The sequence below is a fragment of the Paenibacillus sp. Soil787 genome (genome assembly GCF_001429545.1).
GTDB lineage: Bacteria > Bacillota > Bacilli > Paenibacillales > NBRC-103111 > Paenibacillus_E.
Genome location: NZ_LMSP01000002.1, coordinates 1 through 12091, shown reverse-complemented (window position 1 = coordinate 12091; position 12091 = coordinate 1). Strand labels below are relative to the sequence as shown.

General features: G+C 45.0%; 10 protein-coding genes. 3 read left to right on the top strand and 7 right to left on the bottom strand.

Features of this window, described 5'->3' with window-relative positions:
* Positions 1 to 60: 60 nt before the first annotated feature.
* Positions 61 to 1095: a LacI family DNA-binding transcriptional regulator gene (locus tag ASG93_RS04670; protein ID WP_056829364.1), complete on the bottom strand. Its 1035-nt coding sequence runs from the start codon at positions 1093 to 1095 to the stop codon at positions 61 to 63.
* A 262-nt stretch (positions 1096 to 1357) separates the two neighbouring features.
* Here ASG93_RS04670 and ASG93_RS04665 point away from each other — a divergent pair, with 262 nt between their 5' ends.
* Positions 1358 to 2722, top strand: coding sequence for a putative bifunctional diguanylate cyclase/phosphodiesterase (locus ASG93_RS04665; protein WP_056829362.1), 1365 nt, complete (start codon positions 1358 to 1360; stop codon positions 2720 to 2722).
* Here the strand turns inward: ASG93_RS04665 and ASG93_RS04660 are convergent.
* The 5 genes from ASG93_RS04660 to zwf all read right to left on the bottom strand — a co-directional run bounded on the left by ASG93_RS04660 (position 2717) and on the right by zwf (position 9346).
* The gene (locus ASG93_RS04660; protein ID WP_056829360.1) at positions 2717 to 3505 is read right to left on the bottom strand and encodes a YheC/YheD family protein; all 789 of its coding nucleotides are present in this window, start codon (positions 3503 to 3505) and stop codon (positions 2717 to 2719) included. The genes ASG93_RS04665 and ASG93_RS04660 overlap by 6 nt on opposite strands.
* Positions 3468 to 4634 carry a glycosyltransferase family 4 protein gene (locus tag ASG93_RS04655; RefSeq protein WP_056829352.1) on the bottom strand — a complete coding sequence of 389 codons (1167 nt, stop codon included), beginning with the start codon at positions 4632 to 4634 and terminating at the stop codon, positions 3468 to 3470. Before ASG93_RS04655 ends, ASG93_RS04660 begins: the two co-directional genes overlap by 38 nt.
* Before the next feature lie 153 nt (positions 4635 to 4787).
* Positions 4788 to 6371 carry a peptide chain release factor 3 gene (locus tag ASG93_RS04650; protein WP_056829350.1) on the bottom strand — a complete coding sequence of 528 codons (1584 nt, stop codon included), beginning with the start codon at positions 6369 to 6371 and terminating at the stop codon, positions 4788 to 4790.
* A gap of 194 nt (positions 6372 to 6565) precedes the next feature.
* Positions 6566 to 7636, bottom strand: coding sequence for a metallophosphoesterase family protein (locus tag ASG93_RS04645; protein WP_056829348.1), 1071 nt, complete (start codon positions 7634 to 7636; stop codon positions 6566 to 6568).
* Between the two features lie 174 nt (positions 7637 to 7810).
* On the bottom strand, positions 7811 to 9346 hold the full coding sequence (gene zwf, locus ASG93_RS04640; RefSeq protein WP_056829345.1) for a glucose-6-phosphate dehydrogenase: 1536 nt from the start codon (positions 9344 to 9346) through the stop codon (positions 7811 to 7813).
* 191 nt (positions 9347 to 9537) lie between these two features.
* Here zwf and ASG93_RS04635 point away from each other — a divergent pair, with 191 nt between their 5' ends.
* On the top strand, positions 9538 to 9906 hold the full coding sequence (locus ASG93_RS04635) for a hypothetical protein (protein ID WP_056829343.1): 369 nt from the start codon (positions 9538 to 9540) through the stop codon (positions 9904 to 9906).
* Between the two features lie 42 nt (positions 9907 to 9948).
* Here the strand turns inward: ASG93_RS04635 and ASG93_RS04630 are convergent, their stop codons facing one another.
* Positions 9949 to 10395: a GNAT family N-acetyltransferase gene (locus ASG93_RS04630; RefSeq protein ID WP_056829340.1), complete on the bottom strand. Its 447-nt coding sequence runs from the start codon at positions 10393 to 10395 to the stop codon at positions 9949 to 9951.
* 166 nt (positions 10396 to 10561) lie between these two features.
* Here ASG93_RS04630 and ASG93_RS04625 point away from each other — a divergent pair, with 166 nt between their 5' ends.
* A complete protein-coding gene (locus tag ASG93_RS04625; protein WP_056829339.1) occupies positions 10562 to 11281 on the top strand; it encodes a hypothetical protein in 720 nt (239 codons plus the stop codon).
* Positions 11282 to 12091 lie beyond the last annotated feature (810 nt).

The window sequence follows — 12091 nt, the reverse complement described above, 5'->3', positions numbered from 1 at the left end:
CCCTAGAGTGATGCCTTAGCAAAACTACCTTCGTTAGTATTCATTTGGGTTCTTTCATCCCTATTCATTTATGATGACTGCTCTCGATGATTGTCGCACAACCAACCGGGTTGGCAATTTGATTCGTATATCCTTCGTGCCTTCCCCATGCAGCAAACCTGCCAGCACACTGCGTGCTGCTTCTTTGCCCATCTCATAGAAAGGCACATTGATGCTGCTTAGCGGTGGATCGCTGAGCTTAGCAGCATCCGAATCATCACAGCCAACTATGGCGAAATCACGTCCAGCGATCCAGCCTCGCTCACGGAGCCCTTGCATCAAACCGATCGCCATACGATCATTGGCCGCAAATACCGCTTCCACTTGATCCCGATGTTCCCATACCCTTGATGCAGCTTCATAACCGCTTTTACGGCTGTAATTCCCTTCAAGCAGCAGCTCAGGCGGAACTTCTAAACCAGCTTCACTCATTGCTTTCCTATAGCCCTGTAGTCTATCGCCAGAGTTAGAGTACTGCGGCGAACCGTTCAGAAAAGCAATCTTCCGATAGCCCTCTTCCTGTAAATGCCGAACAGCCCTATAACTGCCCTCTACATGATCCGCATCCACTTCATGAAAGGATAACCCCTCGAAGCTTTGATTGACCAAGCAAAATGGCAGTCCCTGCGCCTGCAGCTGCATTAACGATTCCCGCTGCTGCGGAGTATCCCTTGAACCCAGGATGACACAAGCATCCACCTTCTGCGAGCGATAAAGTCGGGTATAATCCAAACTTTCATCCGGTGTTAAGAGCGATAGCAGCATATCGTACCCCTGCTCCCTTACTTGTTCCCCTATGCCGCTTAATATTTCTGCGAAATAAAAGGCAGAGAAGAGATGCACTTTGGGCATATAGGGCAGCACAACGCCAAGATTACCACTGCGCCTCCGAGCGAAGCTTTGCGCAATCGCATTTGGATGATAGTTGAGCTGTTTAGCAGATTCAAGTACACGCTCTTTCGTAGCAGGCTTCATGGGGCCTAGCCCATTGAATACACGGGATACGGTTGCCTCTGAAACCCCTGCTAGTTCAGCAACCTCTTTTCTCGTCACCATGCATAAGCCTCCAATAATTCATCCATTAAACTAACAATGTACACGCGTACATTTTCTCATTCAAAAGCCATTCATGTCAATACAAAATAATTAAAATTTTATTCAACAATATTCGACATTTTCATCAATTTTACATAAAGTTAAACAAATATTTTGCTATTATTTGTAAAAACATCTAATTTATAATCTTGTCTACTGTTCGCCTTTCGACTTATGATAAGGGGTACAGTGGACAACTATGATGTAGGAATGAGTGATAGCAATGAAAGCAGTCTGGCGCCTTTTTCACTTCGCCGCATCGACAACATTAAGTACTCGTAAGAGTAAGAAAATAATCACTCGCATTTACCAACGACAGCAGCTTCAAGCATTGTTGAAGCAAGCTATTGGAAGTCGATATCACGATAAGCTCACAGCTCCATTACGCACCCTTCTCGTCCTCGATATTGACCGGTTTCGTCAAGTTAATTTCTCGCTTGGATACACGTCTGGCGATCACCTTTTGGAAGAAGTGGCCCATCGTCTGCGGAACGTACATGGCTGTGACCTTGTTGTTCAATCAGGAGATGATGAATTTGTTCTCCTTATACATGCAAATACCCAAGATCAGCTTTCCCAAATCATTCAAAGCGTCCAGCACGTTTTCGTTACATCTTTCATCGTAATGGATCAAGAATGTTTTATTACAGCAAGTATGGGTATAAGTGTTGTGGATATATCACTAGCTACAATTGAACAAGCCATGCATCAAGCGGATCAAGCTCTCCTAACCGCTAAACGTACAGGTAAGAACAAGCTTGTCAGCTATCATTCATCGCACGTGCAGCGTTTCTCCAATCAAATTCAGATGGAAACTGAGCTGCGGAAGGCTATACTTGAGAATCAACTGATCCTATACTATCAACCACGTCTTGAACTCTCCACCGGAAACATTATTTGTTTAGAAGCGTTGGTGCGCTGGAATCACCCGAAGCTCGGCTTAATTGCTCCTAACGAGTTTATTCCGCTTGCTGAAGAGTCCGGTTTGATTTTGCAGCTCGGTGAATGGGTGCTCCGTGAGGCCTGTCTCCAAAAAGCGAGATGGCTGGAGGCCGGCATTTTAAACTATCAAATTGCTGTAAATATCTCCCCTTGTCAATTTCAAGATGAGTCCTTTTCCGATAAGGCCATTCAGATTATTGAGCAAACCGGTATTGATCCTGCTTTTCTGGAATTTGAAATTACCGAAAGCTCTATTATGCAAAATATGGATACAACCGTCGCGGTACTAGATAAGTTATGTACGAAAGGAATTTCGATCTCGATCGATGACTTCGGAATTGGCTACTCATCACTTAATTACTTGAAACAATTCCCTATCCATTGTCTGAAAATTGACCGTTCTTTCGTGAAAAATATACATAGCAATAAAGATGATTGGGCCATTACCAATGCCATTATCCATCTCGGCCATGCTCTTGAGGTTCAAGTGGTTGCAGAAGGCGTAGAAGAATGGAGCCAACTTGAAATATTAAAAGAAACAACCTGTACGACGATTCAAGGCTATTTATTAAGTCCTCCTGTATCCGCTATCGAAATTGAGCAAACTTTTCATAGGAATAACAACAGACCGGTTATGATTTCATAACCGGTTGTAAGCTCTGGCATAACGTCTCATTTTGGCAAATATACGTTTATCACTCAATCTCCGAAAAATATAGGGATCAGGACTCGTATTGACCTCGAGAATCCATGGATGCAGCTTATCGTCCAAGGCCACATCGACACCGATCTCCTTAACCCCTTTATAGCGCGAGTTAATCGCCTTTGCAACCCGCGTCCCCAGAATGTGCAGCTTCTTGACATAATCCTTCCGCTTACTTGCAGGTAAATATTTGTGGAGCAGCGTCTCCACTGGCTTCAATGTTCCACCATTGTGGAAGTTAGTAACCACTTTTTTCGGATGAGCCACTCTGCCTATAACCCCCGTCGTCTCCCACTTCTGAAGTGGCGTTTGTTGAACCATGACACGTAGATCGAACCGGTTTCCTTTATATTTAAGCAGATGAATCCCTTTTTGTACTAAATAATTCCGTTTTTTCGTCTTTTTACTGAGGGATGCATACATCTCATCAAATGTTTTAAACTGTCTTAATCGAACCCCTGACTGATACGAATAAGGCTTTTCTGCCCCCTCCTCCGCCTGTTCCACACGTATAACACCGTTTCCAAACATCCCTACATTCGGTTTAATATACACCATCTTATATTGGTTTAGCATTTCCCTTAGCGTCTCTTTATTCATCCGTTTGGTAATTGGCACATATTTACGCAGTTCTTGCTTAGATTCAATCGCTTTCGTTTTGCCAATTTTGCTAGTGACGTACCTAGACCTACGAAGACGAACCGGTTTCTTTGACGTCTTTTTCATGTTTTGCCTCCAGCTTCAGTCTATAGAAATCGGCCAAAGATTGTGCTGTGGCCTGCCAGCTGAATTGCTTTTTGACATCGCTCCGCGCCTGTTTGGCTAAACCCTCTGCCCATTCTTTCCGTTCGGCCACCGCCACAATACTCCGTGCGAATGCGCTAGGATCTCGAAATTCTTGGATCAGAACCCCGTTATGTTCATGCTGAATGACCTCTTTAATTCCCCCTATATTCGAAGCGATAACCGGAAGTCCAGAAGCCATTGCTTCCACATTCACCAATCCAAATGCCTCATGCTTCTGTGAAGGACAAACGAAGCAATTCGCGAGTCCATATACTTCATGTATCTTTCGATGCGGAATATTGCCTAGAAACTTTGTCGGCACTCCAAGCTTATTAGCCTTCCTTTTAAGCCGTGCCTTGAAGCCTTTACCTTGTTCGCCCCCAGCAATCAAAAGCTTCATCCGAGGGATGGATTTTCTAGCTAGATGAACAGCGCGAATCAATTGAGGAATGCCTTTACGCTGGATAAGTCGGCCGACATACAGGATTTGAAAATCGTTACCGCTAACCCGGTACTTTCTTCTTAAACGTCTCCTCGCTTTCTCCGATTTAGGGCGAAATCTAGCCACATCGGTCCCGAGGTAAATCTTGTGAAGCTTATTTCGCTGTTTCGGATACAGTCTCGTTAACTCCTTTGCAAGTGAGCCGCTGTTAGCTACAATCCAATCCACTTTATTCAAATGTTTGGAGCATCTGCGAATAGAAGCATACGGCGGCCTCACGAACGTTAAGGAATGTAAGAATAGTGATACTGGTGTTTTCGGAAAATGGCGTTTGATGACAGCAGCAAATTGAGGTCGGTTATCGACTTGAATCCAATCGAATTTCTTTCCCTTGGTTGCCTTAAGCACTTCCTTCAAGTACGTACGAGAGCTTCCGGTAGGTACCCTAATAATCGTAAGTCGACCCTGACGCGAAATACGGCTGTACCTAGAATGCTGCCTCGAAATAATGGTAACTTTATGCATTTTGGCAAGTTCGCGTGCAATAGAATGAATGCATATTTCGACGGAACCACCTAGAATTGGCGGTACTGGAATTTGTTCAGGAGCTATGATTAAGAGGTGCACGTCTCTACTTCACTTCCTTAGGACTGGTTTATAAGACTACTTATTAACCCGTACCTATTGTATGAAGCAAACTGTCCGTTGGCGACAAAATTGAAAGAAGAGGCTGTTCCCCAGATTAAGATCCGGAGGCAGCCTCTTCTTCAGTTACAACACTTATGGAGCGCTAGTTAAAAATTTAGCAGTCGGGTTTTTCTCGATCGAAGATCGCAGCGCATACTCGCTCTCGAACAAGCCTACGTAATTCCCTTTTTTATCTTTGACCAGCTGTGAGTTAATGCGGAATTTGCTTGGATCCAGCTTCTCATCTATAATCCAACGAGCAAACTGATAGTTCTGACGCTGTAATAAAATGTCAACGCCATATTCGGATTTCATCCGATGCTCAAGCACTTCGAATTGCAGTTGACCAACCACGCCGAGAATCATATCCTCGAAACCAATCGTGGTGAATACTTGAATCATACCTTCTTCGGTCAATTGATCAATCCCTTTAAGGAACTGCTTTTGTTTCAATGCATTCTTGATCGAAACTTTGCTGAACAGCTCAGGTGAGAAGGTCGGAAGCTCGTCGAAGACGACCACTTCCCCTTCACTAAGGGAATCGCCGATGCGGAAAATGCCGGGATCAAACAAGCCAATGATATCACCTGGGAATGCCTCTTCGACGATGTCACGGTCTTGCGCCAGAAATTGCTGCGGCTGAGCTAATTTAATGTCTTTGCCCAGTCGAACATGTTTCACGGACATGCCACGCTCAAATTTTCCGGACACGATACGAAGGAAAGCCACACGGTCGCGGTGAGCTGGATTCATATTCGCTTGAATTTTGAATACATACCCTGAGAATTTCTCTTTGGTAGGCTCAATGATACCTACTGTGCTGTTGCGCGGCTCTGGTGCTGGAGCAAGCTGCAGGAAGTTCTCAAGAAACGTCTGCACACCGAAGTTGTTCACGGCACTGCCGAAGAAAACAGGTGTAAGCTCGCCTTGCAACACTTTCTCCATATCAAACGGATCACCGGCTACATCGAGCAGCTCAATGTCCTGGCTTAATTGTTTGTGCAGGAATTCACCAGCAATTTGCTTCACTAATGGATCATCAACACCATCCACTTTGCGCACTTGAATTTCTTTATGATCTTCACCTTGATACAGCTCTAATTGCGATTTCCCGCGATCGTAAACGCCACAGAACTGTTTACCCGATCCAATCGGCCAGTTCATTGGATACGAACGAATACCGAGCACTTCTTCTAATTCTTCTAAGAGTTCAAACGGGTCGCGGCCCTCGCGGTCCATTTTGTTAATAAACGTGAAGATCGGTATTCCGCGCATTCTGCACACCTGGAATAGCTTCTTCGTCTGCATCTCGACCCCTTTGGCTACGTCAATCAACATCACCGCGCTATCCGCGGCAGTAAGTGTTCGGTACGTATCCTCACTAAAGTCTTGGTGACCAGGAGTATCCAGAATGTTCACGCGATGCCCTTCGTAATCGAACTGCATAACGCTGGACGTTACCGAAATTCCACGCTGCTTCTCAATTTCCATCCAGTCGGATGTCGCATGTTTGCTAGCCTTACGCCCTTTGACTGTTCCGGCTAAGCGAATCGCGCCTCCGAATAACAGCAGTTTCTCGGTCAATGTTGTTTTACCCGCATCCGGGTGAGAAATAATCGCGAACGTACGTCGCTTAGCGACTTCTGTTGCGAGTTGTTTAGTGAGTTGCGTTGTCATTTGTTAGATTATTCCCTTCTTCTTTTACATATAGAGGTAGTTTAAAAAGCTCACTTTGATCTTGAACGAAACCGGGAAGTCCGGTACTCACGTAGCAAATCTCTACGCTCCGTTCCTCCTTCTCCGGACTTCGTCCAACCTTCTCGGTTCTGAAAGCGAGCTTTTTAAACACGCATTTAATAGCTTGCTACGAATCAGGCTTGAACTTTCTGCAAATCAATACTCCAATTCGCTTCATCCAGGAAAGTTCGATTGCTAAACTCTCGGCCGCGCACGACGACCTTATCCGCAAATACTTGCACATAAATGCCCTGTGCTTTATTCTTGGCTTCTTGCTGGTAGGCGCGGTTAAGCGTTCTCCCAACCGAAGCATTGTGGAAATAATGGAAAGACTCCTTGACATAATGCGGTGTCCCATTCTGGAAATCTTGATGGCGATGCCCGCAGAACACGAACACATTCTTATAAGGCTTTAACGTCTCGCGGAACTTGATAGCGCGCATTAATTGATGTGATCCCCCATCTGTGCCACTCGGCGGCAGCGGCTGATGCGTCATCACGAACAGTGGTCTCCCAGGTTTGTAAAGGCTTTTCACCCGTTCTTTGAACCATTCCAATTGCTCATCGGAATACCAAGCTCCCTCACCGACCTCAGGCTTCTCTTGCACGTAGGCTTCTTGTGAAAGCAGCAAGATGGAGTGACCCTTGGTCGTAAAATCATTATAAAGTTGCTTGTAGCCAAAAAATTTCTTGAACGACTCTCGGCTCATCGCGTCACTTTTACCGTTCGGCACGGCTGCTTGATCCCAGATATTCGCTTTATTAATCCAGATCGAGTAATAATCGTGATTTCCCATGTTCGCATGGACAGGTGGAAGTTTATATTCACTTACAATGGTACGCAGCTCCTTATAATCTTGTTCCGTTCCTGTGTCCGTCAGATCGCCTGTCAACATGATGGCATCAACAGGACCGTCGAAATGCGTAATATCATCAAGCGCTTGCCTTAATTTCTTACCCGTAAGTGCATCACCTATACTGATGTGAAGATCGCTTAATATAAAATAGGACATGAGGGGACCTGCCGGCAAGGGTTCTGCCGAAGATTGTGCCACGGATTGGGGAAGCTCAGGTTTCACAGAGGATAGGGAGGGCTGAGTATCCGGAATAAACTTTTTCTTAACCATTTGACTAAAAATGGCACTTAATCCTACAAGTGCAGCCCCTATTGCCAGCAGCCACCTGATAAAAGCTCTTCGTGACATATACGCACCTCAAGTAACGAATAGTAAGATTTACTCCGTAATATTTATTATACCACAAAAAAAATCCAACAGGCAGAGTCGCCAGTTGGATGTTAAGCTTGTTACCTCAAGGATAAACGGCTTACGCCGTCCATAACGAGCGCGTTTGTCAAGGTTGATGCGTACTTAAATCAACTATGTTAAAACCGTTGTTTTTTGAACGGCTTCCCAATCAACTTCACCTTCATTTTGACCGTTAATCGGCCACCACTTGAAGCCGTCATCGCTTAGGAGCTTCGTTGCTTCTTCTGGCCCCCAAGATCCGGCTGGATAGTGTTTCAAATCTTCCGTCTTCTCACTCCATGCTGCCGCAATACGATCCACATAGGACCATGCAAGCGCCACTTCATCCCAACGGGTAAAGTATGTGGAATCTCCACGCGTTGCATCATACAGCAAGCGCTCGTAAGCTTCCGGCGTATTGATACCGATCTGGCAGCTTTGGCAGAAATCCATCGCTACTGGAACGATGACGCCTTCCGAGCCCGGCTGCTTCGCATTCATTTTCAGATAGATGCCTTCCATCGGATTCACACGGAAAACAAGCAAATTCGGTTCTAACTCATGCTTTTTGGCCAAATACACATTATTCGGAATGTTCTTAAATTCTACAACCACTTCTGTTGTTTTGACTGGCAGCCTTTTACCCGTACGAATGTAAAAAGGTACACCTGCCCAGCGGAAATTATCTACGTGAACTCTGGCTGCAAAATAAGTCTCTGTTGTTGATTGCGGATTCACCGAATCTTCTTCACGATAAGCAGGCAGCGCTTTTCCTTTGGAAGAGCCGTTCGAATATTGACCACGGACCACATTCGCACGAACATCTTCGCCGGACTCGAATAAGCGGAGGGAACGCAGGACCTTCACCTTCTCATCGCGGATATCTTCCGGATGCAGACGGCTTGGCGGTTCCATGGCCATCATCATCAGCATTTGCAGCATATGGTTCTGACCCATGTCGCGAAGGGCGCCAGAGTGATCATAATAACCGCCGCGCTCTTCAACACCAACAGTTTCACTTAACGTAATCTGAATGTTAGCTATGTATTTGTTATTCCAAAGTGGTTCAAAGAAAGCATTCGCGAAACGAACGAACTCAATATTTTGAACCATTTCTTTACCTAAGTAGTGATCAATGCGATAAATATCTTGCTCTTCAAATACTTGACGAAGTTGTCCATTCAAGCGCTCAGCCGATGGCAGATCGTAACCGAATGGCTTCTCAATTACGAGACGATGCCAGCCTTTGGTTTTGAGCAATCCGCCTTCACTTAAGTTGTACGATACATTACCGAAAAGCTCTGGAGCCAGAGCCAAGTAGAACAAACGGTTCCCATCGGTCTGATATTTCTCATCCAGTTTGGCAGTCAGTACATTAAGTTCATGGAAGCCAGCGACATTATTGATATCCAGTGACATGTATTCAAAACGCTGTGCAAATCGATCCCATTCGGCCTCATCCGTCACTTTATAACGGGCAAAATCCTCAATCGAATGCTTGACATCATCACGAAATTGTTCATTCGTGCGAGGTCTTCTAGCCAAACCAACTACAGCAAAATTTTCTCCTAACTTTCCTTCACGATAGAGGCTATAAAAAGCAGGAAACAGCTTTCTTTTCGCCAAATCGCCCGTTGCTCCGAAAATATAAAACACAGCTCCACTCATCTATGCATCATTCTTTCTCTATTAGGATTAGTTAATATGCTTAGCATACCTAAAATAGTCAAGCTATTCAACTTTTCTGAGAACTTTCTCTCATAACTTTTTCTTATGGGAATCTAGACATTCGTCTATACCGATCCGCCCGGCAATGAATAGGCTGAAAGTACACAATAATACGGAGGTGCTAAGAGACAATGCAGCCTATTTATCCGATCACTGATAAAACCTGTCGAAGCTTATACGGAAAGCATGTTCTTATTTTTTTAAACGACGGCCCCGAAATCTATGGCGTATTAAGTCGTATTGAAAAAAATAAGCTGATCCTGAACGATGATGCCAATTCGAAGCTCAGCACGACTACGAAGAAAACCAAAAAAACCAATTCCAAATCAAAAGCAATTAAACCGAATCAAGCAAAGCCACTAGATCAAACTTCGTTCTCAGGCACAGCAGATGAGGGTTATTCCCCCTTTGGCTTTCCTCTCTTCGGCGGCATGGCCCCTGGCTATCAAGGCCCGATCGATATTCAACTGGAAAACATTGCAGCTATGTTCAGCGAATGACGAAGGGGCTGTGGATGACACCATCATCTGCAGCCCTTTGTCTTATCTTCTCAATTTCTTACTCATTTTATAGCAGCTTAGCTCGGGAATAAACGAATGGATCTCGTAACCTTTGCGTAGGTAAAATTGAAGCGCTTTAGGGTTGCTTTCATCAACAAAAAGCTCAGCCGTCACACAGCGTTCGCTTTTCCCATACTCTTCGGCGACCTTCATAAGCTCATTCCCCCAACCTCTCCCTTGCTCACGAGAATCGACGGCTAACATATCAATGAATAACACACTCGATTTGCGAATCATCGAGATGAATCCGAACGGCTGTTTATCTCCTCTTGCCGTAACAAACGTTTTATTCTGATCCAATCTCTTACGTATTTCCGAAAATGTTACGGAACTACCTGTGTCATACAATCTAGAAAAGGGTACTAACTGTTCAACGACTAATCGATGGATAGCTCGATCGTCAATGGAAGCCAATCGTTTGCGTATCACTTGGCACCGCCTCCACAAGAAGCAATAATGCTATCTTATGTTGGCAAGACCGCAAATGACTCCGCTTGAATTGGCAGCTTTTTTACTGTTCTAAAAAAACAAGTACCAATTTACCCCAGTTCCTACGAATGCTATACTATAATTAAGCGAAAATGAGGTGATCTCCATGATTTATGCGTATCCCCCAATCACAGCTTTGAACAGCTATCAAACGCATAAAGACTACTACCGGGTAAGCGCGGTAAGCGGTATTGCCGGCGGTAAATCAAGTACCATTCGACGTCCTCTTGACATGCCTTTTGCAGAACTAGCCTACAAACAACACGCTCAGTCTGCCGCGAAAGGCGTAGCCGAATTTGTTCAATCGGCACAGAATGTTAAAAAATCAGCTCAATCCTTGGTAGATTCTCGACTTCCTTCTACTGCGTACATGGCAACACCTCTTTTGTCAGAAGCCGATAGCGAATCCATCATTGAGCCTATACGTCAATTCGTAGATACATATAATGAATTTCAGGGCAGTTTGCGAGATTCTCCCGAGTATTTGAATCGCTCGCTTCTTATAGGACTAGAGCAAGCCGCTAAGCCCTATTCTCTGAAAGAAATCGGGATAACAAAGCTGGATGACGGAAGCTTACAACTCCAAGAAGATGAACTTCAAGATCAGATTAAGAACCATTCTAACACCACATTAAAAAGTCTTGGCAGCATTACAAACTTCGCCTCCTCGCTTTCGAATTCGATTGGGCAATTGCAGCAATTACCTTCGGAGTCGTTGTTCCAAATGTCTCGTTCACAGCTCAAGCCCTACGGCCAATATCGCTCCCAACTGCAGGCTTATCTGCCTGTTCCGATGAGTGGATTGCTGCTTGATATTCAGATGTGAGCAGAAAATAACATAGACTTTTGAAAATGATCTGGCTGATGCTCAGGTCATTTTTTTTAGCATACCGGTCTTTTCTCTAAGTAGAGAGTAGTACGTAATCTCAATTTCTGTGCTTATCTAACTAGGCGGCGTCCGTACTACATAAGCGCGGAAAACGCCCTTAATCATGCAACCTCGAACAAATAAGCGCAAAACGCGCTTAAGCATGCAACCTCAAACATATAAGCGCGAAAAACGCGCTTTCAACGAGAGTTCCACGAGCCGAAGTGGTCGACTGTGTCTGAGAGGTCTGGGTTGAGGGCTGAGAAGGCCGTTTCCGACTTCTCAGAGGCTTTCGCTGGCGCGTGCTTCGCCAGAGCGCAAAAAAAATAGCCGCATGCTCCGGAAATGAATTTTCGGAGCATGCGGCGTGTACTTCACGACCTGATAAATGGATAATTTACTTAAAGTTAAGCAAAATTACAATAGGATTTTTTGAAAGAAACACTACCTTGTGAGCTAGCGCCCGGTGGCGACCGATCTGACGACCTTGCGCACAATTTTTGTGCGCTAGCGTCCGGTCGCGACGGATCCGACGACCTTGCGCACAATTTTTGTACGCTAGCGTCCGTTCGCGTCCGATCCGACGACCTTGCGCACAATTTTTGTGCGCTAGGAGTCTGTCCGACGAAAACAGGAGTTCACCCATGCTGTCACGAAATTTTTAAGTAATGGATAAATGAACGTGTAAAGGAAGTGCGAGGCATGGCAAAATTCAGACCGTATTCCACGGAACAAGGAGGAAAAGAATCTAAAGATAGATCTTTACTT